The organism is Georgenia sp. TF02-10, assembly GCF_022759505.1.
In the GTDB taxonomy this organism is placed as follows: domain Bacteria; phylum Actinomycetota; class Actinomycetes; order Actinomycetales; family Actinomycetaceae; genus TF02-10.
Genome location: NZ_CP094289.1, coordinates 284,866 through 309,931, shown reverse-complemented (window position 1 = coordinate 309,931; position 25,066 = coordinate 284,866). Strand labels below are relative to the sequence as shown.

At 72.5% G+C, this 25,066-nt stretch carries 21 protein-coding genes, 2 tRNA genes and 1 pseudogene; 8 read left to right on the top strand and 16 right to left on the bottom strand.

What is annotated here, in order from left to right:
- Positions 1 to 134 precede the first annotated feature (134 nt).
- The gene (locus MF406_RS01420) at positions 135 to 986 is read right to left on the bottom strand and encodes a rhomboid family intramembrane serine protease (RefSeq protein WP_242896250.1); all 852 of its coding nucleotides are present in this window, start codon (positions 984 to 986) and stop codon (positions 135 to 137) included.
- An 18-nt stretch (positions 987 to 1,004) separates the two neighbouring features.
- On the bottom strand, positions 1,005 to 1,526 hold the full coding sequence (locus MF406_RS01415; protein WP_242896249.1) for a peptidylprolyl isomerase: 522 nt from the start codon (positions 1,524 to 1,526) through the stop codon (positions 1,005 to 1,007).
- Between the two features lie 472 nt (positions 1,527 to 1,998).
- On the opposite strand from MF406_RS01415, the gene MF406_RS01410 reads away from it, so the two are divergent.
- On the top strand, positions 1,999 to 2,919 hold the full coding sequence (locus MF406_RS01410) for a hypothetical protein (RefSeq protein WP_242896248.1): 921 nt from the start codon (positions 1,999 to 2,001) through the stop codon (positions 2,917 to 2,919).
- A gap of 244 nt (positions 2,920 to 3,163) precedes the next feature.
- On the opposite strand, the gene MF406_RS01405 is transcribed toward MF406_RS01410, so the two are convergent.
- The gene (locus tag MF406_RS01405) at positions 3,164 to 3,307 is read right to left on the bottom strand and encodes a hypothetical protein (protein ID WP_242896247.1); all 144 of its coding nucleotides are present in this window, start codon (positions 3,305 to 3,307) and stop codon (positions 3,164 to 3,166) included.
- Positions 3,308 to 3,413: 106 nt separating this feature from the next.
- Between MF406_RS01405 and MF406_RS18645 the strand changes: the two genes are divergently transcribed.
- On the top strand, positions 3,414 to 3,545 hold the full coding sequence (locus MF406_RS18645; RefSeq protein ID WP_256463921.1) for a hypothetical protein: 132 nt from the start codon (positions 3,414 to 3,416) through the stop codon (positions 3,543 to 3,545).
- A gap of 392 nt (positions 3,546 to 3,937) precedes the next feature.
- Here MF406_RS18645 and MF406_RS01400 read toward each other — a convergent pair whose 3' ends face one another.
- The 13 genes and pseudogenes from MF406_RS01400 to dnaA form a co-directional block, all read right to left on the bottom strand.
- The gene (locus MF406_RS01400) at positions 3,938 to 4,258 is read right to left on the bottom strand and encodes a type II toxin-antitoxin system RelE/ParE family toxin (protein ID WP_242896246.1); all 321 of its coding nucleotides are present in this window, start codon (positions 4,256 to 4,258) and stop codon (positions 3,938 to 3,940) included.
- Positions 4,255 to 4,497, bottom strand: coding sequence for an addiction module protein (locus tag MF406_RS01395; RefSeq protein ID WP_242896245.1), 243 nt, complete (start codon positions 4,495 to 4,497; stop codon positions 4,255 to 4,257). Before MF406_RS01395 ends, MF406_RS01400 begins: the two co-directional genes overlap by 4 nt.
- Before the next feature lie 496 nt (positions 4,498 to 4,993).
- Positions 4,994 to 5,066, bottom strand: a tRNA-Ala gene (locus MF406_RS01390).
- Positions 5,067 to 5,207: 141 nt separating this feature from the next.
- Entirely contained in the window at positions 5,208 to 5,345 is a 138-nt protein-coding gene (locus MF406_RS01385) for a DLW-39 family protein (protein WP_242896244.1), read from the bottom strand.
- A gap of 66 nt (positions 5,346 to 5,411) precedes the next feature.
- A tRNA-Ile gene (locus MF406_RS01380) sits at positions 5,412 to 5,485 on the bottom strand.
- A gap of 163 nt (positions 5,486 to 5,648) precedes the next feature.
- Complete coding sequence (locus MF406_RS01375; protein WP_242896243.1) at positions 5,649 to 6,218, bottom strand: DUF3566 domain-containing protein; 570 nt, start codon at positions 6,216 to 6,218, stop codon at positions 5,649 to 5,651.
- Entirely contained in the window at positions 6,215 to 8,881 is a 2,667-nt protein-coding gene (gyrA, locus tag MF406_RS01370) for a DNA gyrase subunit A (protein WP_242897915.1), read from the bottom strand. The genes MF406_RS01375 and gyrA overlap by 4 nt, the downstream gene beginning before the upstream one ends.
- Before the next feature lie 178 nt (positions 8,882 to 9,059).
- Complete coding sequence (gene gyrB, locus MF406_RS01365) at positions 9,060 to 11,066, bottom strand: DNA topoisomerase (ATP-hydrolyzing) subunit B (RefSeq protein WP_242897913.1); 2,007 nt, start codon at positions 11,064 to 11,066, stop codon at positions 9,060 to 9,062.
- A gap of 483 nt (positions 11,067 to 11,549) precedes the next feature.
- Positions 11,550 to 12,158: a DUF721 domain-containing protein gene (locus MF406_RS01360; RefSeq protein WP_242896242.1), complete on the bottom strand. Its 609-nt coding sequence runs from the start codon at positions 12,156 to 12,158 to the stop codon at positions 11,550 to 11,552.
- On the bottom strand, positions 12,151 to 13,368 hold the full coding sequence (gene recF, locus MF406_RS01355) for a DNA replication/repair protein RecF (protein ID WP_242896241.1): 1,218 nt from the start codon (positions 13,366 to 13,368) through the stop codon (positions 12,151 to 12,153). Before recF ends, MF406_RS01360 begins: the two co-directional genes overlap by 8 nt.
- Before the next feature lie 309 nt (positions 13,369 to 13,677).
- Positions 13,678 to 14,631 (bottom strand): annotated as a pseudogene (gene gnd, locus MF406_RS01350) (phosphogluconate dehydrogenase (NAD(+)-dependent, decarboxylating)); the annotation flags it as partial.
- 55 nt (positions 14,632 to 14,686) lie between these two features.
- Positions 14,687 to 15,817, bottom strand: coding sequence for a DNA polymerase III subunit beta (dnaN, locus tag MF406_RS01345; protein ID WP_242896239.1), 1,131 nt, complete (start codon positions 15,815 to 15,817; stop codon positions 14,687 to 14,689).
- A gap of 653 nt (positions 15,818 to 16,470) precedes the next feature.
- Positions 16,471 to 17,934, bottom strand: a complete 1,464-nt coding sequence (gene dnaA / locus MF406_RS01340) for a chromosomal replication initiator protein DnaA (RefSeq protein WP_242896238.1) — start codon at positions 17,932 to 17,934, stop codon at positions 16,471 to 16,473.
- A gap of 521 nt (positions 17,935 to 18,455) precedes the next feature.
- On the opposite strand from dnaA, the gene rpmH reads away from it, so the two are divergent.
- The 6 genes from rpmH (at position 18,456) to rsmG (ending at position 22,304) form a co-directional block, all read left to right on the top strand.
- The gene (gene rpmH, locus MF406_RS01335; protein WP_242896237.1) at positions 18,456 to 18,593 is read left to right on the top strand and encodes a 50S ribosomal protein L34; all 138 of its coding nucleotides are present in this window, start codon (positions 18,456 to 18,458) and stop codon (positions 18,591 to 18,593) included.
- A gap of 30 nt (positions 18,594 to 18,623) precedes the next feature.
- Positions 18,624 to 18,989 carry a ribonuclease P protein component gene (rnpA, locus tag MF406_RS01330; protein ID WP_371744564.1) on the top strand — a complete coding sequence of 122 codons (366 nt, stop codon included), beginning with the start codon at positions 18,624 to 18,626 and terminating at the stop codon, positions 18,987 to 18,989.
- Positions 18,986 to 19,600, top strand: a complete 615-nt coding sequence (gene yidD / locus MF406_RS18985) for a membrane protein insertion efficiency factor YidD (protein WP_371744563.1) — start codon at positions 18,986 to 18,988, stop codon at positions 19,598 to 19,600. Before rnpA ends, yidD begins: the two co-directional genes overlap by 4 nt.
- Positions 19,601 to 19,610: 10 nt before the next feature.
- On the top strand, positions 19,611 to 20,798 hold the full coding sequence (yidC, locus tag MF406_RS01320; protein WP_242896235.1) for a membrane protein insertase YidC: 1,188 nt from the start codon (positions 19,611 to 19,613) through the stop codon (positions 20,796 to 20,798).
- A gap of 348 nt (positions 20,799 to 21,146) precedes the next feature.
- A complete protein-coding gene (locus MF406_RS01315; RefSeq protein ID WP_242897911.1) occupies positions 21,147 to 21,656 on the top strand; it encodes a R3H domain-containing nucleic acid-binding protein in 510 nt (169 codons plus the stop codon).
- Entirely contained in the window at positions 21,657 to 22,304 is a 648-nt protein-coding gene (rsmG, locus tag MF406_RS01310; RefSeq protein WP_242896234.1) for a 16S rRNA (guanine(527)-N(7))-methyltransferase RsmG, read from the top strand.
- The last annotated feature ends 2,762 nt before the right edge of the window (positions 22,305 to 25,066 follow it).

Here is a 25,066-nt window from a genome sequence, read left to right as displayed (position 1 = left end):
GCCAGGTCGTCCCGGGTGGGCCGGGTCCACCTCGTCGACGAGGTAGGACACGGCGCGCAGGTCCAGCACGACGGCGATCCAGACGGCCGGGCCACCGTCGCACGAGGCCGGCACACCCCAGGGCCGCCGTCGTCCTACACCGAGGCGTACCGCAGCACCGTGACCGCGACGAGCAGAACCCCGACGGCAACGGTGGCCAGGACGCTGACGAGCGTGCGCCGCTGCCGGGGCGCGTAGACGTAGGCGGCGGCCAGCAGGGCACCGGTGACCGCCCCGCCGAGGTGGGCCTGCCAGGCGATGTTGGGGACGAGGAAGCCGAGCGCGAAGTTCAGCCCGATCAGCACCACGATCTGGGTGGCGTCCCGGCCGAGCCGGCGCAGCACGAAGAAGATCGCGGCGAACAGGCCGAACACGGCGCCGGAGGCACCGACCACCTGGGTGACCCAGGACAGGCCGGAGGGGTCGGCCAGCAGCACCACGGTGACGCTGCCGCCGACGGCGGAGAGGAGGTACAGGGCGATGTACCGCCATCGGCCCAGGGCCGGCTCGAGCACCGAGCCCACGATCCACAGCGCGTACATGTTCAGCGCCAGGTGCAGGACGCCGCCGTGCAGGAAGGCCGAGGTGAGGAACCGGTAGGGCTCGACCGTGCCGACCGCCGGGGCGAAGACGAGCCGGGCGGTCAGCGCCGTCCCGAGCACCTGCTGGAGCAGGTAGAGCGCCACGCAGAGCCCGATGATCGTCAGCGTCACCACCGGCCGGCCGCCGCGGGCCCGCCCGCCCAGCACGGTGCGGACCGGGGGCGTGCGGCGGGCGGCGTCGTTGACGCAGTCCACGCACTGCACGCCGACGGCGGCCGGGCGCTGGCACTGCGGGCAGGCCGGGCGGCCGCACCGCTGGCAGCGCACGTAGGAGACGGTGTCGGGGTGGCGCGGGCAGACCGGCACCTCGGTGGTGCCGGTCGGCTCGGGGACGGGGTGGCTCATCGCCGGGCGGCTGCTCGGCTACTCGGTGACGGTGACCGAGGTGATGGTGATGTCCTCGACCGGACGGTCCATCGCCCCGGTGGGGGTGGCGCCGATCTGGTCGACGACGGCGCGCGAGGCGGCGTCGGCGACGCGGCCGAAGATCGTGTGCTTGCCCTGCAGCCACGGGGTGGCCGCCGTCGTGATGAAGAACTGGGAGCCGTTGGTGCCACGGCCGCCGCGCTTGCCGGCGTTGGCCATGGCGAGCACGTACGGCTCGGTGAAGGTCAGCTCGGGGTGGATCTCGTCGTCGAAGGTGTAGCCCGGGCCGCCGGTGCCGGTGCCGAGCGGGTCGCCGCCCTGGATCATGAAGTTGGGGATGACCCGGTGGAAGATGACGCCCTCGTAGAGCGGCCGGTTGGTCTCCTCGCCCGTCGCCGGGTCGGTCCAGGCGCGCTCGCCGGTGGCGAGGCCGGTGAAGTTCGCGACCGTCTTGGGGGCGTGGTTCGGGTAGAGCTCGACGGTGATGTCGCCGGCCGTGGTGTGCAGTGTTGCTTCCATGCCCCGATCCTCGCACGGGCACCGGGGGGCGGGCGTGCGGGGGGTGCGCACGACGGCGGCCGGCCGGGTGTCCGCGCGCGCGACGGCGGGGGCCGGGGATCGGCCGGCGGTCGGCACGCGTCCGGGTCCGTCGCCCGGCGGCGGGCACCCGTTCAGCGCGTCCGGGTCCGCTGCCCGACGGCGGGCGCCCGTTCAGCGCGTCCGGGTCCGCTGCCCGACGGCGGGCGCCCGTTCAGCGCGTCCGGGACCGTCGCCGACGGCGGACCTTCCCGACGGCCGACCGCCCCGCCCGGGCCGCGGGTCGCCCGTCTGCCGGGCGCATTCCACGCATACCGCGCGGACGTGCCGCCCGCCGGCGGAGACGGCGCGCCATGGGCAGGCGCAGGGAACCGAATGAGTGCAAGATGGGTTCAGACAGGCAGGGGTGTCAGTGACACCGACCGCAGGCACCACGGACGATCAGGGAGAGCAGATGTCGCGCAAGCGCAAGACCAGCGAGATCGACGCCGAGCGGCTGCGCAGGCAGGCGGCCGAGATCGGTGCGCTCGTCGCCGAGCAGGCCACGGCCGCTGGGCGGCAGGCGGTCCACCTGGCCGAGCAGGGCAAGGAGTGGGCGGCCCCGCATGTCGGAGCGGCGACGGCGTGGGCTGCGCCGCGGGTGGACAAGGCCTGGCGCGACACCGTCAAGGTCGCCGCCCCCAAGGTCGAGGCCGCCGCGGACAAGGTCCGGCCCGCCGTCGACAACGCCTACGAGCGCGTCGTGGAGGACTACCTGCCCCGGGTCCAGAAGGCCATGCACGACGCCGCCGAGGCGGCCGCCGGCGAGACCTCCGGCTCCGCCAAGGCGGACAAGGCGATGAAGGCCGCCCGGAAGGCGCTGGCCGAGCCCCCGAAGAAGAGCCACGGCGTGGCCAAGACGGTCGGCTGGGCCCTCGTGGGCACGGCCGCCGCGGGTACCGGCTACCTGCTGTGGCGGCGCACCCAGCCGGTGGACGACCCCTGGGCCGAGGAGTACTGGGAGGACACCACCGTCACCTCCCCGGCCGCGACCACGGACACCCCGCTCGGCGGGGAGAAGACCGGCGGGATCAAGGACCAGGCCGCCGGGCTGAAGGAGAAGGCCACCGGCGCCGCCTCGGCCGCGAAGGCCAAGGCCACCGACGCGGCCAAGAGCGTGACCGAGAAGGCCAAGTCCAGCGGCGGCGACGAGGGCAAGGGTACGACTAGCCCTCAGGGCACCAGTGGCGCTCAGGGCACCGGCGCCCAGGACACCAGCAGCGCTCAGGGCACCAGCGGCGGCGCGGACAGCGGTCCGGCGGCCGGCACCAGCGGTCCCGGCACCACTGGTCCCGGTACGCAGGACGCGACCACCCCGGAGCAGGACCAGCGCTAGCCGGGAATGCCGCCCGGGGCAGCATTGTTGTCCCGGGTAGACCGCTCCGCCCCCGCCCCATAGGACGCACCCTCCTCAGCGGCGGCCGACCGCCGCAAGGTCGGCGGTGGACGGTCATCATGCGGCCCGCCCGGTTTCCCCCGACCGGGCGGGCCGCCCCATCTCTCTGGTGCCGTCAGTCTCAGACTCAGACCCCGGCATCCGCGGAGTCCCGCGGTGGCTGCCCGTCCTGCGGCGGCTGTCGTCATTCCGTGGAATTGGCCGTGGCCGCCACGACGGCTGTCCGGACCCTGCCGTCCGCTCGGACGCGAAGCAGCTCGCCGAGCGCCTCGACGGGAACACCCCGGTCGAGGCCGCCGTGCGCGCGATGCTCGACGACGTCGCCCACGGAGCCCTCGTCGTCGTGCTGCGCGGAGGACGAGGTCACCCCTGCCGAGGCCGCTGACATCCTTGGGGTCACCCGCCAGTTCGTCGACCGGCTCTGCGAGGACGGCGTGCCCGCGTTCCGCCGCCTGCCCGGCAGCCGCCACCGGCGCATCCGCATGCAGGACGTCGTCGACGTCGCCACCGATCGCGAACAGCGCCGCTCCGGTGCCGAGGCGATCCGCGTCGCGCTCGGGGAGTAACCCGTGGCCCGTCTTCAACGGGTCTTCCTCGACACCAGCGAGCTCTTCACCTTCACGATCATGGACGTGCTGCTCACGCAGTCCGAAGACCTCCTGCTCACCTGGGTCTGGACCGACGAAGTGCTCGCCGAGTGGGAGGACGTCATCGTCCGCGAAGGCCGGCGCAACCCGGAATCAGCGGCATCAGTGAGCGCCGCCGTCCGCCAGCACTTCGGGCGCTACCGCATCGACCCGGACCTCTACCGCGAACAAGGTCACCGACGACCTGTCCGCCGACCCGAAGGACCGCATCCACGCGGCCGCTGCCATCCACGGCGACGTGGACGTCCTGCTCACGCGCAACATGAAGCACCTGCGCACCGAGCCCGTGCTCGCCGCCGGGGTCGTTCAGTTCAGACGTCTTTGAGTCGTGAGCGCCAGTAGCCGGGGCGGCGGCTCTCGTGCGCGTAGGCGATGACGACGACTTCGTCGTTCTGCACGAGATAGACGATGCGGTACGGGAAGCCGTTCACGCGCTTGCTGCGGATCGACGGTGTCCGTTCGAGATCGCGGTACGGGGGTGCGCCGCCGGGCCATTCGCAGACGAAATCGAGCGCGTCTTGAGCCTCGTGAGCGAACCGTTCGGCGAGGCGAGGCTCCTGATCTGCGTACCAGACGGCGGCTTCGTATGCTTCTCGCCGGGCCTCTGGGTGTTCTCGTCGCGGCAGCGTCATGCGTTGCGACGGTCGGCGATCATCTGGTGGATCATCGCGAACGTCTCGTGACTGTCGACGAGTTCGACTTCGCCGTTCACGATCTCCTCAACGCGGCGGTCGATCTCCTGATCCCAGGCGGCATCGACCTCGGCCTGCTCGGCCTCGTCGACGTGCTGGAGGGCGAGCGCGGCGATCTCGCGCTCGTCCGGATCGAGGCGCTTGCCGGCCTCGATGTAGTCCGCCAGCCTCCGAGTCATGCTGCCAGCGTACTCTCCGGCTCTTGGCGCCGACCAGATAGCCGGTCGCGTCCGCGCCGCCCACGCCTCCACGGCGCGGGCCTGAGCGAGCAGCAGCAGGCTCCAGGGGCCGAAGAAGAGGAATCGAGCGCTGCTGAGCTGAGCGGTGGTCGGTGGACTGCTGACACCTGCCACCGTCACCGCTCAGGACCCCAGGCTCACGTAACGAAACACGACGAGCAGGGGGTGGGAACTTCTAACTGGCCGCCAACGGGGACCTCACCTGGCCGCCCGCGGGGGGCCTCACCTGTCCACCAGTGGGGACTTTGCCATGGCCATGGCCATGGCCATGGACACACTGCGCTACACCCTCGTCGGTACGTCGGTGAAGAGCCCGTTTACGCTGCTGGCATCGCCAAGCGTCCGCCCCAAGCGGATGGATGCGGTGAACGAACAGACTGATGGTGGACTCTCGACGCCATTCAGGCGGTCACGGGTTTAAGCATCAGTACTGGAGTGGAGCCAACGGGACTCGAACCCGTAACCCCCTGCTTGCAAAGCAGGTGCGCTACCAATTGCGCCATGGCCCCTGGAGACCTGACCTCCGTCGCAGTTTGGCTATGCCAGCGATCCGTCAGCCGTTCGACCGGCCAGGGGGAGACTGTTGCGGCAACCGTTGATGTGAGAGGCATGAGCCCGTCGGCCAGCCATGGGCCACCGCCTCGATCGGTTCAGCCGCGGACCGGCTCCTCGCCGAAACTGTCCGTCACCTCGGCCCACAGGTCCCGCTCCTCGCGGTCCTGCCGGACCTTCAGCCATGCCAGGTACCCGGTGACGGCCGCGGCCACGAGCCAGAACGTCTTCTTCACGGATGCTCCTCCTTGCGCGGGCGACGGCCCGCCGGTCGGTCGTGGACGGTCGGTCACGGATGTGCGTGGGCCTAGCTGGACTCGAACCAGCGACCTCTTCCTTATCAGGGAAGCGCTCTAACCGACTGAGCTATAGGCCCGTGCCCGCCACGGCCGGGGCCTGCGGGGCGCTCGCGCGCCGACCAAGACTATCCCAGCGGGGGACGCGGCCCCAAACCTGGCCGGCCGCGCCGGCGGCCTGTCCGGGGTGCCGACGGCCTGGTCAGGCGGGCCGACGGCTGACCGGCCGCGCCGACGGTCGGGTCAGTCGTCGGTCAGCGTCAGGTGCAGCCCGCCGACGAGCGCGGCGACGATGTTGTACAGGAACGCCCCGATCGTCCCCAGCGCGGTCATGAGCAGGATGTCGACCACGGCCACCACGGTGGCGAGGGACATCACCCGGTCGAAGGCCAGGTAGTCCATGAGCTGGAGGAAGTCCGCGGACCCGATGTCCGTGAGAAGCTCCTCGATGTCGGTGAAGACGTGCATGGAGTCCAGCACGAACCACACCAGCGCCGCCGCGACGACGATCATGATCCCCACCGCCACCGACAGCAGGAACGACAGCTTCATCGCCGACCACGGGTCGATCCGGGAGATGGACAGCCGGACCCGGCGCGGGCCGGCCAGGCCGGGGTCTACCTCGCGGCCTGCTCCACCGGCCCCCGCCGCACCAGCGGGTCGGGCCCCGGTGGCACCCGTCCCCCCGGCACCCGGCCCCGGCGGGACGGAGCCCGCGGTCGTGCGCGGCAGGGTCGAGGTACGGGCCTCCCGCGCCCCCCGCTCGGGTGGCGGGGGCGGCGGCGCCGTGCGGTCACCGGGAGTGGTGCTCATGCGTCTTCTCCGTCGTCGGCGGGCTCGTCAGGGGTCGACGGTACCGCCTCGTCGGTCGCCTCCCCCGGCACCCCGCCGTCGGCCGGCTCGTCCAGCAGGGCCACATCGCCACCGGCCACCTCCTCCGGCAGCCCCGCACCGCCGTCGCCAACCTCCTCCGGCGGCACCCCGCCGTCGGCGGGCACGATGCCGGTCTCGACCGGCTCGGCCGGGCTCTGCGCGGACTCCGGCACGAGGTTGGCCTCGACCTCCACCTGCCGCTCGACGTTGCGGGCGACGGCGATGATCCGATCGCCCCGGTCCGGGCGGGCGAAGGTGACGCCCTGGGTATTCCGGCCGGTGAGGTTGACCTCGGCGACGGCGGAGCGGACCACCTTGCCGCCCTCCATGATGACGAGCACCTCGTCGTCCGCACGCACGACCAGCGCGCCGACCAGGTCCCCGCGGTCCTGGACCAGGTTCGCGACCTTGATGCCCAGGCCGCCGCGGCCCTGGGTGCGGTACTCCGCCGCGGCGGTGCGCTTGGCGAAGCCGCCCTCGGTGACGACGAAGACCTGGGAGTCGTCCCGCACGACGTCCATCGCGAGCAGCTCGTCGCCGTCGCGAAACCGCATCCCGGTCACCCCGGAGGTGGCCCGGCCCATCGGCCGCAGCGCCTCGTCGCCAGCGGTGAACCGCAGCGACTGGCCCTTGCGGGAGACGAGCAGCAGGTCGTCGTCGGAGTTCACCAGCCGGGCAGCGACCACCTGGTCCGGCTCGCCGTCGCCGTTGGCGCGCAGGTTGATCCCGATCACCCCGCCGGAGCGGCTGGAGTCGTACTCGGTCAGCCGGGTCTTCTTCACCAGGCCGCGCCGGGTGGCCAGGACCAGGTAGTCCGCCTGGTCGTAGTCGCGCAGCGAGACGACCTGGGCGATCGTCTCCCCGGGCTGGAAGGCGAGCAGGTTGGCCACGTGCTGGCCCTTGGCGTCCCGGCCGCCCTCGGGCAGCTCGTAGGCCTTGGCCCGGTAGACCCGGCCCAGGTTGGTGAAGAACAGCAGCCAGTGGTGGGTGGTGGTGACGCCGAAGTGCTCGACGATGTCGTCCTCGCGCAGCTGGGCCCCGCGCACCCCCTTGCCGCCGCGGCGCTGGGAGCGGTAGGCGTCCACCCGGGTGCGCTTCGCGTACCCGCCGCGGGTGATCGTCACGACCACGTCCTCCTGGGGGATGAGGTCCTCCACGCTCATCTCCCCGTCGAACGGCAGGATCGTGGTGCGGCGCTCCTCGCCGTACTTCTCCACGATCGTGGCGAGCTCCTCGCCGACGATCTCCCGCTGCCGGGCGGGGGAGGCGAGGATCTCCTTCAGCGCGGCGATCCGGACCTCGAGCTCGCGGTAGTCGTCGAGGATCCGCTGCCGCTCCAGGGCGGCCAGGCGGCGCAGCTGCATGGTGAGGATGGCCTCGGCCTGGACCTCGTCGATGTCCAGCAGCTCGCGCAGCCCGGCGCGGGCCTCCTCCACCGTCGGGGACCGCCGGATCAGCGCGATCACCGCGTCCAGCGCGTCCAGGGCCTTGAGCAGGCCGTCCAGGATGTGGATGCGCTCCTCGGCCTTGCGCAGCTGGAACCGGGTGCGCCGGACTACGACGTCGATCTGGTGGTTGACCCAGTGCCGGACGAACCCGTCCAGGCTCAGGGTGCGCGGGACGCCGTCGACCAGGGCGAGCATGTTGGCCGGGAAGTTGTCCTGCAGCTGGGTGTGCTTGTAGAGGTTGTTCAGCACCACCTTGGCGACGGCGTCCCGCTTGAGCACGATGACCAGCCGCTGGCCGTTGCGCCCCGAGGACTCGTCCCGGATGTCGGCGACGCCGGTGAGCCGGCCGTCGCGGACCCCCTCCACGATCCGCTCGGAGAGCCGGTCCGGGTTGACCTGGAACGGCAGCTCGGAGACCACCAGGCACTGCCGGCCCTCGATCTCCTCGACCTCGACGACGGCGCGCTGGGTGATCGACCCGCGGCCGGTGCGGTACATCTCCTCGATGCCGCGCCGGCCCAGGATGGTCGCGCCGGTGGGGAAGTCCGGGCCCTTGACCCGCAGGATGAGCTCGCCGAGGAGCTCTTCCTTGGTGGCCTCGGGGTGGGCGAGGAACCACTGGACGCCGTCGGCGACCTCGCGCAGGTTGTGCGGCGGGATCCGAGTGGCCATGCCGACGGCGATACCCTCGGAGCCGTTGACCAGCAGGTTGGGGAAGCGGGCCGGGAGCACCACCGGCTCGCGGTTGCGGCCGTCGTAGTTGTCCTGGAAGTCCACCGTCTCGGCGTCGATGTCCCGGACCATCTCCAGGGCGATCGGCGCCATCTTGCACTCGGTGTACCGCGGGGCGGCGGCGCCGAGGTTGCCGGGGGAGCCGAAGTTGCCCTGGCCGGCGATGAGCGGGTGGCGCATGGACCACGGCTGGACCAGCCGGACCAGGGCGTCGTAGATGGGCGCGTCGCCGTGCGGGTGGTACTGGCCCATCACCTCCCCCACCACGCGGGAGCACTTGGAGAAGGAGGAGTCGGGGCGGTAGCCGCCGTCGTACATGGCGTACAGCACCCGGCGGTGCACGGGCTTCAGGCCGTCCCGCACGTCCGGCAGGGCGCGGGAGACGATCACCGACATGGCGTAGTCCAGGTAGGACCGCTGCATCTCCAGCTGCAGGTCCACCTGCTCCACCCGGTCCCGGGTGACGACCCCGGGCTCTCCGGCGATGTCCTCGGGGGTGGGGCCGGTGGGCTGGTCCTCGGGTGGCTGGGTCACGTCTGTCCTTCGGTCGGGTGCGGGCGACGGCGCACGGCGGCCGCGCGGCGGGGGCTTGCGGGGGCGGTCAGAGGTCCAGGAAGCGGACGTCCCGGGCGTTGCGCTGGATGAAGCTGCGGCGGGACTCCACGTCCTCGCCCATGAGGATGGCGAACGTCTCGTCGGCGGCCGCCGCGTCCTCGATGGTGACCTGGCGCAGGGTGCGGGTCTCGGGGTTCATCGTGGTCTCCCACAGCTCCTGGTCGTTCATCTCGCCCAGGCCCTTGTACCGCTGGATGCCGCCCTCCTTGGGCAGGCGGCGGCCGGCCCGGGCGCCCTCGGCCAGCAGCGCGTCCTTCTCCCGGTCGCTGTAGACGTACTGGTGCGGAGCGTTGGTCCACTTCAGCCGGTACAGCGGCGGCTGGGCCAGGTAGACGTGGCCGCCCTCGACCAGGGGGCGCATGTACCGGAAGAGCAGGGTGAGCAGCAGGGTGGCGATGTGCTGGCCGTCCACGTCCGCGTCGGCCATCAGGATGATCTTGTGGTAGCGGAGCTTGGCGCCGTCGAACTCCTCCCCGATCCCGGTGCCGAAGGCGGTGATCAGGGACTGGATCTCCTGGTTGCCCAGCGCCCGGTCCAGCCGGGCCTTCTCCACGTTCAGGATCTTCCCGCGCAGCGGCAGGATGGCCTGGTGCTCGGGGTCGCGGCCCTGGACCGCGGAGCCGCCGGCGGAGTCGCCCTCGACGAGGAAGATCTCCGAGACCGAGGCGTCCCGGCTGGAGCAGTCCTTGAGCTTGCCGGGCATCGAGATGGACTCCAGCAGCCCCTTGCGGCGGGTGGCCTCCCGGGCCTTGCGGGCCGCGAGCCGGGCGGCGGCGGCCTGCTGGGACTTGCGGATGATGTCCCGGGCCTCGCTGGGGTGGGCGTCCAGCCAGTCGCCGAGCTGGGCGTAGAGCTGGGTCTGGACGAAGGTGCGGGCCTCGGTGTTGCCGAGCTTGGTCTTGGTCTGGCCCTCGAACTGCGGCTCGCCGAGCTTGACCGAGATGACGGCGGTCAGGCCCTCCCGGATGTCCTCCCCGGTGAGGTTCTCGTCCTTGTCCTTGAGCAGGCCCTTGTCCCGGGCGTACTTGTTGATCAGCGAGGTCAGCGCCGAGCGGAAGCCCTCCTCGTGGGTGCCGCCCTCGGTGGTGTTGATGGTGTTGGCGTAGGTGTGCACGGACTCGGCGTAGCCGTTGGTCCACTGCATGGCGATCTCGACGGAGATCCGCCGCTCGGTGTCCTCGGACTCGAAGTCGATGATGTCCGGGTGCACCAGGTCCACCCGCTTGGTGGTGTTGAGGTAGCGGACGTAGTCCCGCAGGCCGCCCTCGTAGTGGTAGCTGACCTCGCGGTGGCCGGTGCGGGCGTCGTCGTCGGTGCCGCCGGCGTCGCCGGTGATCTCGTCCCCGGCGTCGGTGACGCCGGCGCGCTGGTCGGTGAGGGTGATCCGCAGGCCCTTGTTCAGGAACGCCATCTGCTGGAAGCGGGCGCGCAGGGTCTCGAAGTTGTAGTCGGTGGTCTCGAAGATGTCCTGGTTGGCCCAGAAGGTGACGGTGGTGCCGGTGGCGTCGGTCTCCTCGCCGCGGGCCAGGTCCCCGGTGGGGACGCCGTCGACGAAGCCCATCCGCCACACGTACCCCTGCTGGGCGACCTCGACCTGGAGGCGGTGGGACAGGGCGTTGACCACCGAGACGCCGACGCCGTGCAGGCCGCCGGAGACGGCGTAGGCGCCGCCGCCGAACTTCCCGCCGGCGTGCAGGACGGTGAGCACGACCTCGACGGCGGGCCGGCCCTCGGACTCCACGACGTCGACCGGGATGCCGCGGCCGTTGTCCGCCACCCGCACCCCGCCGTCGGGCAGGATGGTCACCTCGATGTGGTCGCAGTAGCCGGCCAGCGCCTCGTCCACGGAGTTGTCGACGACCTCGTAGACCAGGTGGTGCAGGCCGCGCTCGCCGGTGGAGCCGATGTACATGCCGGGCCGCTTGCGGACGGCCTCCAGGCCCTCCAGGACGGTGATGTCGCGGGCGCCGTACTCCTGGCTGGCCGGGACCATGCCGTTGTGGGGTGCGGTCGGTGCCGAGGGGGCCGTGGGTGCCGTCGCCTCCTCCGGGGTGGTGATGGGTGCGTCGGCAGAGTGGTCGGCCACGGTCGTAGGCTCTCCTCGTTCGGGCAGGCAAGGGCGCGCGCCGCCGGGCCGTGGGTGGGAACAGCCGGGGCGCGAGGCCGCCGCGTGGTCCTCCGGCACGGGGGCGCCGGAGGGGGTTTGGCTCCGTCGATTCTAGCGCGCCAGAGCCGAAAACCACGAGTATCCACAGCTCTGCCCACAGGGAAAACGCGCCGGTGGACGGGGTGTCACCGGGGGCGGGTGGAGCGGTCTGCCGGCGGTTCGCGGGCCGGGTCTGCCGGCGGTTCGCGGGCCGGGTCGGCCAGCGGTTCGCGGGCCGGGTCAGCCGGGGCTTCACGGGCCGGGTCGGCCGGGCGTGGTCGCCGCGCCGGGTCGGTCCGTAGCGCGGCCACCAACCCCGGCCGGCGGGGGTCAGCCGTAGGTGTCCCGCGGGCCGCGGCCGCGCACCGAGCGGGGTCCGCGCCGCCAGCTCGGGCCGCCGGGGCCGAGCACGACGATGGAGGTGACGGTGCCCTCGCCGACCTCCTCGGCGAGGCGGCGCTGGAGCTGGGGCAGGAGCAGCCGGACCTGGGTGGCCCAGGCGGTGGAGCTGGCCCGCACCACCAGCTCGGTGCCGTCGAAGGTCTCGACCTGGCAGTGGTCGGCGAGCTGGTCCCCGACCACCTCGCGCCACCGGCCGACGACGCCGCCCACGCTGACCGGCTGGCGCCACCCGCGCTGGAGCAGCAGGTGGGCGGCCAGCCCGCCGAGCGGCTGGGGGTCGCGGCCCGACGGCGCCGGGCCGGAGATGCCGTCCCCGAGCCCGGGGCCGGCCCGCCAGGTGCTGGCCCCGCCGTCGTCGCCGCCGGCGCCCGCGGCCCCCGCGGCCTGGCCGGTGCGGCGGGACCGGGTGCGGAAGACGCCCTTGGCGCGGGTCGCCTCCCGGGCCCGGTCCAGCGCGCGGCGGGCGGCGACGTCGGCGGCGTCGGCGTCGGCCGGATCACCGGTGCCGCGGACTGCGCGCTCGGCGTCCTCAGTCACGGCGGGTCACCTGCCCCTCGGCGACGTCGAACCGGGCCCCGCGCAGCGCGTCCGGGACGTCCGCGGCGTCCGCGGCTGTGACCAGCACCTGGCGGGCCCCGGCGACCATGGTGGCGAGCCGCTCGCGGCGGCGCACGTCCAGCTCGGCGAACACGTCGTCCAGGATGAGCACCGGCTCCCCGTCCCTGCCCCAGGCGCCGTCGTCGCCGCGCAGCACCTCGTAGGCGGCCAGCCGCAGCGCCAGCGCGTAGGACCAGGACTCCCCGTGGCTGGCGTAGCCCTTGGCGGGCAGGGGTCCGAGGGCGAGGGTGAGGTCGTCGCGGTGCGGCCCGACCAGGCAGAGGCCGCGCTCGATCTCCTGCTCGCGGACCCGGAGCAGGGCGGCGCGCAGCCGGTCGGCCACGGCCGGGGCGGCGCGCAGCGCGTCCTCCCGCCCGACGGCGGCCACCCGGGCGCCGTCGTCGGCGTCCAGCTCGGCCGCGGTCGGCAGGGGCAGGTCGTCGGCCTGGTCCACACTCGCCCGGTAGCCGATCCGGGCGGTGCCCTGCCCGCCGCTGACGTCGGCGTAGGCGGTGGCCACGTGCGGGCGGAGCCGGTCGATCAGGTCGGCGCGGGCGGCGACCAGCTGCGCGCCGGTGTCGGCGAGCTGGCCGTCCCAGACGTCCAGGGTGGACAGGTCCACCCGGGCCCCGCGGCGGCGGGCGGCGCCGGCGGACTTCAGCAGGGCGGAGCGCTGGCGCAGCACCTTGTCGTACTCGGCGCGCACGGCGGCCAGCCGGGGGGTGAGCAGGACCATGAGCTCGTCGAGGAACCGGCGCCGCGCGGCGGGGTCGCCCCGGACGAGCTCGAGGTCCTCGGGCGCGAACAGGACGGTGCGGAGCACGCCGAGGACGTCCCGGGGGCGGGCCGGCGCCCGGTTCAGCCGGGCCCGGTTGGCCTTGCCGGCGACGATCTCGAGCTCGACGAGGGTGGGCCGGTCCTCGTGCACGACCTTGGCGCGCACGACGGCGCCCGGGGCGCCTTGGCGGACCAGCGCGGCGTCGGCGGCGACGCGGTGGCTGGTGAAGGTGGAGAGGTAGGCGACGGCCTCGACCAGGTTGGTCTTGCCCTGCCCGTTCGGCCCGACGAACGCCGTCGGCCCGGGCTCGAGGGCGAGGACGACCTCGTGGTAGGAGCGGAAGTCGTTCAGGGCCAGGTCCGAGACGTACAAGACCTGCCTCCCTCTCCCGCCGGTGCCCTGCTGGGCCGGTGCCGTGCTGCCCCTGCCATTCTCGCCGGTGCCCCGGGCGTGCCCGCCGGCGTGACCGTGCCGGCTGCGGCCCCGCCGTCGTCCACGCCTGGTGCGACCGCCGTCGCCCTGACCGGGTTTCCCACCTGGGTGCCCTCGTGGCCGCCCTGGCGGCCCGGCAGCCGTCGTCCCGACCGGGCCTCCCGCCGTGGTGCCGGCGTGGTCATGGCCGACCGGCCGCCGTCGTGCGTCCCTGGCCGGCCGCCGTCGTCCGGACAGGCTGACCCGGCGCTACCGCTCGACCGTGGACTCCCCGGGCGCGACCTCCGGCGGCGCCTCCTCCCCGGCGGCCGGCTTGGTGGCATGCCCGCCGAACTGCTGGCGCAGCGCCGCGACCGCCCGCATGGCCGGGGAGTTGGGCTGGCGGGAGGAGAACCGGGCGAACAGGGCCGCGGAGATGACCGGGACCGGCACGGCCTGCTCGATCGCCTCCAGGATGGTCCACCGGCCCTCGCCGGAGTCCTCCACCCAGCCGGCGATGTCGTCCAGGCCCGGGTCCTCCTGGACGGCGCGGACCATGAGCTCGAGCAGCCAGGAGCGCACCACGGTGCCCCGCTGCCAGGCCGCGAAGACCGCGCCGACGTCGGAGATGAGGTCCTCGCGGGCCTCGAGCAGCTGGTAGCCCTCGGCGTAGGACTGCATGAGGCCGTACTCGATGCCGTTGTGGACCATCTTGGCGAAGTGCCCCGCGCCGACCGGGCCGGCGTGGACGAAGCCCTCCGCCCGCGGGCCCTCCGGGCGGAGGGCGTCGAAGACCGGAAGCAGGCGGTCGATGTGCGCCGGGTCCCCGCCGGCCATCATCCCGTAGCCGACCTCCCGGCCCCACACCCCACCGGACACGCCGACGTCGACATAGCCGATCCCGCGCCCGGCGAGCCGCTCGGCGTTGGTGCGGTCGTCCTCGAAGTGGGAGTTGCCGCCCTCGACGACGACGTCGCCGGCGTCGAGCAGGTCGTGCAGCTCGTTCAGCACCGCCTGGGTGGGCCGCCCGGCGGGCACCATCACCCAGACCACCCGCTCCGGCCCGGGCAGGGCGGCGACCAGGTCGGCCAGCGTGGCCACGTCGGAGGTGGCCGGGTCGGTGTCGTACCCGGTGACCTCGATGCCGGCGGCGCGCAGCCGCTCGGCCATGTTGCCGCCCATGCGGCCCAGCCCCACCATCCCGATGTGCATGCCTGTCGTCCTCCTCGGTGCGGCCGGCGCGGCGCGGGCGTCGCCGGCCCGGTGTGGTGGGAGCCGGTCAGCCCGCGAACCGGATGGGCATCAGCAGGTACCGGAACGTGTCGTCATCGCCGCTCTCCTGCTCGGCCTGGCCGGTCAGCACGGCCGGCTTGGTCGGGTGGGTGAAGGACAGCCGGACGAACGGCGTGGTCAGCGCGCCGAGGCCGTCGAGCAGGTAGTGCGGGTTGAACGCCGTGCTCAGCCCCTCCCCGGTCAGGCTTGCCTCGAGGGCCTCGGAGGCCTGGGCGTCCTCGCCCTGCCCGGCCTCGAGGACGGCCTGGCCCTCGCTGAAGGTCAGCCGGATCGGGGTGTTGCGCTCGGCCACGAGGCTGACCCGGCGGGCCGCCTCGATGAGTGCCTGGGTCTCGACGACGGCGTGCGTCGTCGTCGCCTCGGGGAAGAGCCGGCGCACCGGCGGGTAGTCGCCCTCGACGAGCAGCGAGGTGGTGCGCCGCCCGCCGGCCTCGAACCCGATGAGCGCGGCCGGCCCGCCGGAGGCCAGGGCGACGTCGACGCCGCCGGCAGAGGTCATGGACTTGGCGACGTCGTTCAGGGTCCGGGCCCGGACCAGCGCGACCGCCTCCACCGCCGGCGAGGCGGGGTGCCAGGGGAGCTCGCGCATGGCCAGCCGGTAGCGGTCGGTGGCCAGCAGCGTGACCTTCTCACCCTCGATCTCCACCCGGACCCCGGTGAGCAGCGGGAGGGTCTCGTCCCGGCTGGCGGCGATGGTGACCTGGCCGACCGCCTCGGCGAGCACGGCGGCGTCGACGCTGCCGGTGACCTCGGGCATCTGCGGCAGGGTTGGGTAGTCGTCCACCGGCATGGTGAGCAGGGTGAACCGGGCGGAGCCGCAGGTGATGACCACCTTGGGGCCGTCGAGGACGACGTCGACCGGCCGGGCCGGCAGCGCCTTGGCGATGTCCGCGAGCAGCCGGCCGGAGACGAGCGCGACGCCGGCGCTCTCGACATCGGCGAGGACCTGGGAGCGGGCGGAGATCTCGAAGTCGAAGCTCGACAGGGTCAACGTCCCGTCGTCCTGCGCCTCCAGCAGCACCCCGGCGAGCACCGGGACCGGGGGCCGGGAGGGCAGGGACCGCGCCGTCCAGGTGACGGCCTCGGTCAGCACGTCGCGTTCGACCCGGAACTTCACGATGGTGGACCTTCTCTCGGTGATCGTGCCGGGACGGACCGCGGCGCAGGCCAACCCTACCCAGTCGGGCAATGGGCGGGTAGCGATGGGGACGGCGGTGGTCCGGCTGGGGCGGGGGGCGTTCGGGTGGGGTGAAAACCGAGGGTCGACCGGGATGTGGGTAAACCACAGCGGCTGTGGGAACCGGCGGCAGACCGGGCGGTCGGACGGGTGTGCGGACGCCGTCGTCGGCCACGGACCCACCTGCCCGGCCGGACCCATGTTGGCTCTCCACAGCCATCTCGATCTCTCTAGGTCATCGTCGTCATAGCCGTTGTGGACGCTGTGGAGGAGCGGCGTCTGCGCAGGTCAGAAGGGCAGCGGGGGTGTGGGCGCGGGCGTGGCCGGCGCTGTGGAGAGACCGTTCCGGCGGTGGACGAGCGGGCCGCGCACACCGGCCGTCCACCGGGAGGGGCGGAGCAGTCCACCGGCCGGTCCCGAGCTGTCCACCGTTGTCCACAGGTGTGTGCACAGCTGTGCATCCCCTACTCCCGAGGGGCGTGGTTTGGCAAGGGACCCCGTGTCCGGTCCCCGGGCGCGGCGGCGGCGGGAAGGTTCGTGGCGGCGCGGAGGGGACGCCGTCGCCGGCGACGGAGGTGCGTCGGGACGACGGGTCAGGCCCCGCGGGCCTTCTGCTTGATCCGGTTCGTCAGCTCGGTGACCTGGTTGTAGGTCGACCGCTTCTCCGCCATCTGCTCGCGGATCTTGCGGTTGGCGTGCATGACGGTGGTGTGGTCCCGCCCGCCGAAGAGCTGGCCGATCTTGGGCAGGGACAGGTCGGTGAGCTCCCGGCACAGGTACATCGCGATCTGCCGGGCGTTGACGAGCACCCGGGAGCGGTCCGAGGAGCACAGGGAGTCGATGGAGACCGAGAAGTAGTGCGCCGTCTGGCTCATGATCAGGGTGGGCGTGATGTTCTCGCCCTCGGGGTCGGTGATCAGGTCCTTGAGGACCATCTCGGCCAGGGAGAGCTCGACCGGCTGACGGTTGAGGTTGGCGAAGGCGGTCACCCGGATGAGCGCGCCCTCGAGCTCGCGGATGTTGGTGGAGATGCGCGAGGCGATGTACTCCAGCACCTCGTCGGTGGCCTGCAGCCGCTCGGCCACCGCCTTCTTCCGCAGGATCGCGATCCGGGTCTCCAGGTCCGGCGGCTGGACGTCGGTGAGCAGCCCCCACTCGAAGCGCGAGCGCAGCCGGTCCTCGAACCCGTTGAGCTGCTTGGGCGGGACGTCGGAGGTGATGACCACCTGCCGGTTGTCGTTGTGCAGCGTGTTGAAGGTGTGGAAGAACTCCTCGACCGTCTGCTCCTTGCCGCCGAGGAACTGGATGTCGTCGATGAGCAGGACGTCGACGTTGCGGTACCTCCGCTGGAAGTTCTCCGCCTTGTCGTCCCGGATGGAGTTGATGAAGTCGTTGGTGAACTCCTCGGAGTTCACGTAGCGGACCCGCGCACCGGGGTAGAGGTTGCGCGCGTAGTGCCCGATCGCGTGCAGCAGGTGGGTCTTGCCCAGGCCTGAGCCGCCGTAGATGAACAGCGGGTTGTAGGCCTTGGCCGGGGCCTCGGCGACGGCGGTCGCGGCGGCGTGGGCGAACCGGTTGGAGGAGCCGGTCACAAACGTCTCGAAGGTGTACTTCGGGTTGAGCCGGGCGGAGTCCACCGACGGGTCCTCCGCCGAGATGCCACGGTCGGCGCTGGACCGCAGCGGCGGGGGCAGGACGCGCTCCTCGTGCCCGCCGGCCGGGGTGCGGGCCGACGGCGCCGTCCGCGCCGACGTCGGGCTGGCCGGCGGGACGGGCTCGGGGGTGACCTCCTCCAGGCTGGGGTCCACGGTCACAGCGAACCGCACCGGGGTGCCGACCACCTCGGCCAGGGCCGAGAGGATGGGCTCGCGCGCCCGGGTCTCCAGGAAGTCCTTAGCGAAGTCGCTGGGCACGGCCAGCAGGATGGTGTCGTCGATGACGCCGAGCGGGCGCGTCATCCGGACGAAGGCGAGCTGCGCCCCGCCGATGTCCCCGCGGTCGGTCAGGACGTCGACGGCCTGCGCCCAGCTGGAGGTGGTGGGTTGGTTCTGAGGCATGCTTCCCCCGGGGCGGCGACGGACTGACAGCGAGTGTGGCACGCCGACCGGGCTGTCCACACCCGTATCCACACGTGTGGGTAGAGCCACCTCGTGCTGCCGGCGCGGCGGAGACGGACGACGGCGGCCGGCGCCGGCCACTATACGGTGGCCCTCGTCCACAACCAGAGGACGTGCTGGTCCACAGCTGGTCGGGCGGGGGCCGTGCTGGTCCACAGCTGCGGCGGAGGACGCGGTCGCCGTCGAGCTGGGTCGGCCGCCGCGGCCCACGTGGTGCTCCGGTGGCTGGGCATGCTCGGGTGCTCGGGTGCTCGGGTGCTCGGGTGGGCCGGGGCTGTGAGCGACGGCGCCCGGGGCGCGATTGACCGTCCTCCGCGCGCTCCCGTACCGTAGGTAGGTCGTCCGGACCGGTCCTGCAGCCACGCCCCAGCGGCCCCATGACGGAACCGCCGGACGGGACGAGCGCACTTCCCGCGCGTGGCGGGGGCGGAGACGATTCACCGACGTTTTGGAGTACTGCCGTGAGCAAGCGGACTTTCCAGCCGAACAACCGGCGCCGGGCCAAGGTCCACGGGTTCCGCCTGCGGATGCGGACCCGCGCCGGCCGCGCCATCATCGCTGCGCGCCGGCGCAAGGGGCGCTCGCAGCTCTCGGCCTGAGCGGCACCGTTGCTGCCCGCCCAGCACCGCATGCGCCGGTCGTCGGACTTCGACGACGCCGTCCGCCGCGGTGCGCGCGGCGGCACCCGTCGCCTGGTCGTGCACCTGGCCGCCGGTACTGACGAGACCACGACGAGCGACCGACCGGCGCTCGTCGGCTTCGTCGTGCCCAAGGCCGTCGGCGGCGCCGTCCAGCGCAACCAGGTCAAGCGCCGGCTCCGCGCCGTGCTCGCCGCGCGGGTAGTGGCCCTGCCCGCCGGTGCCCGGGTCGTCGTGCGGGCGCTGCCCGACGCCGCCGGCGCGACCTTCCAGCAGCTGGCATCGGACGTCGACGCCGCGCTGGCCGCCGCCCGACGCCGGTCCGCCCGCGCCGCCCGCACCCGGGGCGCCGCATGAGCGCCGCCGGCGGCACCGCCGAGCGGGGCACCGCGGAGGAGCGGGTGCGCAACCCGCTCACCTGGATCCTGCTCGGGCTCGTCCGGGCGTACCAGTTCATCGTCTCGCCCTGGCTGGCACCGAGCTGCAAGTACTACCCGTCCTGCTCCGCCTACGCCGTCACCGCGCTGCGGCGGCACGGCCCGGTCAAGGGCGCGGCGCTCGCCGGCTGGCGGCTGCTGCGGTGCAACCCGTGGAGCAAGGGCGGCGTGGACCACGTGCCACCGGCCGAGGACTGGTCGGCCGCCTTCCGCCGGGCGAGCACCGCCGACGACGACGAGGACAGCGCCGTGGACAGCGCCGACCGCACGCCGTCGGCGGCGGAGCCGGACGCCACCGCGGCGGAGGCAGACGTCGACACACCGGGCGGACCGGTCGCCGTCGCGAGGACCGGGTCGGACGCCGTCACGAGGGCCGGACCGGACGGCGTCGTGAAGACCGGGTCGGACGCCGTCGCGACGACCGAACCGGGCGCCGCCGCCAGGGCCGGACCGGGCGGGGTCCCCGCACCACGTACCCTCGGTGAGGACACTCGGGGGGCGCGTCACGCCGTCGCGCCGCAGGATCTCTAGGAGCACATTCATGGACACCGTCCTGTACCCGATCATGTACGCCGTCGCGTGGATCATGGTCCGGGTGCACGATCTGCTCGTGCTCCTCGGCATGGCCGGGGGGTCGGGCTGGGCGTGGATCCTGTCGATCGTCGGTCTCGTCGTCGTCATCCGGATCCTGCTCATCCCGCTGTTCTTCCGGCAGATCAGGGCCTCCCGCGGCATGCAGCTCGTGCAGCCCGAGATGCAGAAGCTGCAGAAGAAGTACAAGAACAAGACCGACCCTGCATCGCGCCAGAAGATGCAGGAAGAGATGATGGCGCTGTACCGCAAGCACGGGACGAACCCGTTCGCCTCGTGCCTGCCGATGCTGCTGCAGATGCCGATCTTCTTCGCGCTGTTCCGCGTCCTGAACCTGCTGGACGACGTCGCCGTCGGGACCAACGACGCGATCGGCCCGCTGACGCAGGAACTCGCCGCGCAGGCGGAGTCCTCCGAGCTGCTCGGCGCGCCGATCTCGGCGACGTTCCTCTCGTCCCCCGAGCCGGCCGTCAAGGTCGTCACCGTCCTGCTGATCATCCTGATGTCGGTGACGACGTTCACCACGCAGCGGCAGCTGACGATGAAGAACATGCCGGCGGCGACGCTGGACAACCCGATGATGCGTCAGCAGAAGATGCTGATGTACATCATGCCGCTGATCTTCGCCTTCTCCGGCGTCAACTTCCCCATCGGCGTGCTGATCTACTGGCTGGTCACCAACCTGTGGACGATGGGTCAGCAGTGGTACACGATCCGCCGCCAGCCGGCTCCCGGCTCCGAGGCGGCGCGGCTCCGCGCCGAGCGGCTCGCCCACAAGCGGGCCCGCAAGGGTCTGCCGGCCGCGGAGGAGGACGCCGCCGCGGCCGCGCCGACCGAGGCGCCGCGGGGCGGGCAGCGGGTGCAGCCCAAGCGGAAGGACCGGGCCAAGCGCTCCGGCCCCCCGCCGACGGCGAAGCCCGCACGGCCGGAGCCGGCACCGGCGCGACCGGCCGAGCCGGAGCCGGAGCCGGAGGACGAGGAGTCCGAGGACGGCGAGGTCCGCGGCAAGGACGGGCTGACCGCCTCGGAGCGGGCGCAGAAGCGGTACGAGGAGCGCGCTGCCGAGCGGCGGGCCGCCGCGGCGCGGCGACAGGCCCAGGCCAGGAAGCAGCAGCGGAAGCCGGGAGGCAAGCGGTAGCTCGAGCAGGGGCTGGCCGGCCGGCCGCCGTCGGCACGGGAAGGTCCGGGCGGGCCGGCCGGTGGGACGGACCGGGGAGGGCCGGTCCACCGCCCCGCCCGGTCGCCGTCGCTGGGAACACGGAGGCCGCGACCACTTCGCCAGACGCACCACAGGCGCGCAGCATGGCTCGGCTCGGCTCGGCTCGCCGGTCGCCCGGAGCAGGGACCGCCCCGACCAGAAGCGCCAGGACCCCGACCAGAACTGCCAGGACCGCTAGACCCAGAACCGCCCGATCCCAGGGCCAGGACCAGCCCGACCGCACGGGCCAGGCAACGAGATGAGGACAGTGTGAGCGAGGACGAGCAGGTGGACACCGAGCAGGGTTCGGGCGGCACGGACAGCGCGAGCATCGAGCGGCTCGAGGCGGAGGGCGAGATCGCCGCCGACTACCTCGAGGAGCTGCTCGACATCGCCGACCTGGACGGCGACATCGACATCGACGTCGAGCACGGCCGGGCGGCGGTGGAGATCGTGGCCGAGGAGGGCGACCGGTGGCTGCGCCGGCTCGTCGGCGAGGACGGTGAGGTCCTCGACGCCGTGCAGGAGCTGACCCGCCTCGCCGTGCAGACGAAGACCGGGGAGCGCAGCCGGCTCATGCTCGACATCGCTGGCTACCGCCGCCGGCGCCGGGAGGAGCTTACCGCGGTGGCGAACGAGGCGATCGGCCGGGTGCGCGACAGCGGGCAGGAGGTGGCGCTGGCGCCGATGAACCCGTTCGAGCGCAAGGTGGTGCACGACGTCGTCGCCGCGGCCGGCCTCACGAGCGACTCCGAGGGCACCGAGCCGAACCGGCACGTCGTGGTCCGCCCCGCCTGAATGGCCGAGTCCCCCGTCCCGCCCCCAGTGGAGGAGCCGTCGGCCGAGGTCCGCGAGCTCTTCGGGCTGGCCTGGGCGCCGGTGCAGCAGTTCGCCCGGATGCTGGCCGAGGAGGGCGAGCTGCGCGGGCTGATCGGCCCGCGTGAGCTGCCCCGGCTGTGGACGCGGCACCTCGTCAACTCCGCGGCGGTCGTCCCCTTCGTCCCGCCGGACAGCACCGTCGCGGACATCGGCTCGGGCGCCGGGTTCCCCGGGATCGTGCTGGCCGCGATGCGGCCGGACGTCACGGTCGACCTCGTCGAGCCGATGGAGCGGCGGGTGACCTGGCTGGCGGACGTGGTCGAGGAGGTCGGGCTCGACAACGTCCGGCTGGTGCGGGCGCGCGCCGAGGAGCTGCACGGCCGGGCGTCCTTCGACGTCGTCACCGCCCGCGCTGTCGCCGCGCTGGACAAGCTGGCGCGGCTGACGTTGCCGCTGGTTCGGCCCGGCGGTGCGCTGGTGGCGCTCAAGGGACGCCGGGCTGCCGAGGAGGTCGAAGCCGCGCGGTACGTGCTGCGGAAGCTCGGTGTCGACGGTGCGCGCGTGGAAGAGGTCACGCCCGTGGCTGGGGTGGAGCCGGCCACAGTCGTCGTCGCCCGCAAGCGCTGAGCGTTGGCCCGGGAGGGCAGGGCGGCCCGGTCCGTCGTTCCACCCAGTAGGCCCTGAGACTGGGTGGGTGGGCCCCACTGAACAGGGCTGTGAGGCTGGACGGACTGTAACGGACGGTATTAGGCCGGATTAGGCCACGGGATGTCATACCCCGGCGCTGCCGACGCTTGCAGAGATGACTCACCTACACATGTCGCTTAAGTCAGTTCCCCAGAGTTCTTCGACGACCGTCGCCCTGTCCACACAACCGCTCTTCACTGCGGTCGCGCGCTGTGTCGGGCGCACGTATGTGATGCGCGTCCATTGGCGTCTAGGTTCCGGGTCACGAAGGTGAACGCCTGCTCGACTCGGCGCCTTCGTCGCACCGGAGGTCCCCCAGGGCGAAGTAGCTCGGGGACCGCGTCAGGTTTGTGAGGGAACCAAGACCGTCGTCTGTGAGGGAACCAAGTCGTCGTCCGAGAAGTCCAGCGTGCCGCACAACAGAGGCAACCGGTCACTACTCATGCGCGCGGGCGGCTTCGTTTCACGTGGAACCCCCGGGGGGGTCGGTCTACCTCAGCCGCAAGCAAGCCCTCCGAGGGGCGCAGGCAGCCGTGACATATCGGCGCTGCAGCACCGACGCCGACGCCACCTGCTTGCGCCTGCCGGTCTGGTCCTCGAGAAGCCGGGCCAGATGGGCTAGGCGCGTGGATCGGCTAGACGAGCGGACAGTCCTGGGCCACACGCGCCGAGCCATACGGAGGCCGGAACTGACTGCCTCTCGATGTCCGCGGGCACCGCGAGCATCGTCTGGCCTGAACTCCTAGGGCAGAACGCCGTCCTGCGCCTCTACAACGAACTGCACGCTCCGGACGGTGTTTCACGTGGAACCGTGCCCGCGGTGCAACGTGCGTCGATTATATGGCCGACATGAGCAAGCCCGAAGGCGGGTTCTCGCGGCTCGTGTCCGTCGGCATCGCTGGAACGCGGCAGGTAGGGCCGAGCCTGGATGTTCCAAAGCGCTACGCACCCGCGCCAAGCCGCGGTTGCAGCGGCCGGCATGAAGGCCTTGGAGCCGGCCGTGGGGCACGTGGTAGATGGGCGCCGGTCGGCGCGTGGCGGCGGACGTTGGAGGCTCGGCTGCGGCTCTGCGGCGTACAACGACAGATCCAGAAGGTCGTGCATGGCGGCCTCTGCCACAGTTTCACGTGAAACGGCATCGGTAGGGAAGGCATCGGCGGTGCGGAAGGCCCCGGTGACACATGCGGCCGGGTCCCGCGCCACTGGCGTCAGGGCGTTCCAGACCACGAGTTCTCCAACAACGTCGTGCGTTCCCACCAGCACTCACAACCCCGACGGTCAGCGCAAGGCGATGGTCGAAGGCCCCGCCATGGTCGCGGACGCCGCCGCCGGTGCTTACGGCTCTGATCGGCAATGTTGCCAGGGCCTCCTTGCGTGCTCGGAGCCGAAGCGATGCCGAGACCGCCTTGCTGCGACTGATCACCGTGGCTCCCACGCAACAGCTCGCGAGGGTGTCTGGAGGTCCGGTGCTGCGCTCCACGCTGTTTCACGTGAAACACCGTCAGCGCCGGCGAACGGCTCGAGGGCGCAACAGTGCAGGGTCCTTGTGGCGAACGTCCAGCCGACGGCCTGTAGGTCTTCGCGGTCACGACATAGATGTCGCCTGGACGAGAGGCAGCAGGTGCAGAGTTCGCATCCGGGCCGGGATGGCGCTCCCTGGTCAGGCGAACGGTCTCGGTCACGACTGCCAGGTGCCCGTCCCCCTATCCTTCTCCTCGTGTCTACGACACTTCTACGCGACGACCGTGCGACGACCGTGCGAAGCGGCAGGTCGTCCCGGTCAGGGTCGGTAGGAAAGACCTCCGGGCAGACGCCATAGATCCCGCTATCGAGGTTTCACGTGAAACACGGGCCGACGTGGGAAGCGGAGACGGAAGGCCCGGCAACAACGTGACACATGGCGGCGCGCGGGCATTCCTGCGTTCCGGGGTAGGTCCCTGCTCGCCCGGGTGCAGCGGCGCCGCGTCAGAGGCCATGACCACAAGCAGTGCTGTGCGCGCTCCTTCACGGTTCTCCTGACCTGGGGGCGTACGGGCACCGCCGGGCGTGGAATGCGGCCGTGCTCGTCGGAGTCGTACGGGGCGGCCAGCGGAGCGGATGTGCCGGGTGGCGACGAGGACGACCAGCTGCTACGCCGGCCCCGAGGGGTCGATGGCGGGAGGCCCTCCCGCCCTGCCGCCGCCGTCGTGGCGTGGGCAGGTGTACGCGGCCCCGGGACGGTGCAGACAAGACGGTTCCACGTGAAACGTGCTCGGCTGCGGACGGGGATGCCGGCCTGGCACGGTTGGGTGCTGCGGCGGAAGGGGCTGACCCGGAACTACCGCGGCACCGGCACCCGTCGGAGACCGGATACCGGCCCGTTGGCTCGCCGCTGTCAGGAGTTCCCGCCATCGGGCTGCCGGCATCCCCGATTTCGTGCCCACCATCGTCCGGCCGGTGTCGCTGGTCGCGCCCAAGCGTGCCGGCGTCGCTTGGCCCGGTCGGCGCATCGCCCGATGTGCGCTCGCACGACGGGGTACTCGGCTGCGTTTCACGTGAAACGCGACGCGCCGCGCGCCGTCCCCGATCGGCGGTGTGCGCGCACCTATCGTGAGTGCTTGGCCAGATCCGACCTAGCAGGAGGGGACAGCGTGCCTCCGACAGATGCCCTTGGCATGCCCGACGGCAGCCTCCCCGGCGACCGCTCCGACATACCGGACGAT

Coding starts and splice junctions, on each gene's coding strand:
- MF406_RS01420 (WP_242896250.1), bottom strand. CDS start 986: ATGAGCCACCCCGTCCCCGAGCCGACCGGCACCACCGAGGTGCCGGTC.
- MF406_RS01415 (WP_242896249.1), bottom strand. CDS start 1,526: ATGGAAGCAACACTGCACACCACGGCCGGCGACATCACCGTCGAGCTC.
- MF406_RS01410 (WP_242896248.1), top strand. CDS start 1,999: ATGTCGCGCAAGCGCAAGACCAGCGAGATCGACGCCGAGCGGCTGCGC.
- MF406_RS01400 (WP_242896246.1), bottom strand. CDS start 4,258: ATGACGCTGCCGCGACGAGAACACCCAGAGGCCCGGCGAGAAGCATAC.
- MF406_RS01395 (WP_242896245.1), bottom strand. CDS start 4,497: ATGACTCGGAGGCTGGCGGACTACATCGAGGCCGGCAAGCGCCTCGAT.
- MF406_RS01375 (WP_242896243.1), bottom strand. CDS start 6,218: ATGAGCACCACTCCCGGTGACCGCACGGCGCCGCCGCCCCCGCCACCC.
- gyrA (WP_242897915.1), bottom strand. CDS start 8,881: ATGCAGCGGTCCTACCTGGACTACGCCATGTCGGTGATCGTCTCCCGC.
- gyrB (WP_242897913.1), bottom strand. CDS start 11,066: ATGGTCCCGGCCAGCCAGGAGTACGGCGCCCGCGACATCACCGTCCTG.
- dnaA (WP_242896238.1), bottom strand. CDS start 17,934: ATGCCTCAGAACCAACCCACCACCTCCAGCTGGGCGCAGGCCGTCGAC.
- rnpA (WP_371744564.1), top strand. CDS start 18,624: ATGCGCCGGTCGTCGGACTTCGACGACGCCGTCCGCCGCGGTGCGCGC.
- yidD (WP_371744563.1), top strand. CDS start 18,986: ATGAGCGCCGCCGGCGGCACCGCCGAGCGGGGCACCGCGGAGGAGCGG.
- yidC (WP_242896235.1), top strand. CDS start 19,611: ATGGACACCGTCCTGTACCCGATCATGTACGCCGTCGCGTGGATCATG.
- rsmG (WP_242896234.1), top strand. CDS start 21,657: ATGGCCGAGTCCCCCGTCCCGCCCCCAGTGGAGGAGCCGTCGGCCGAG.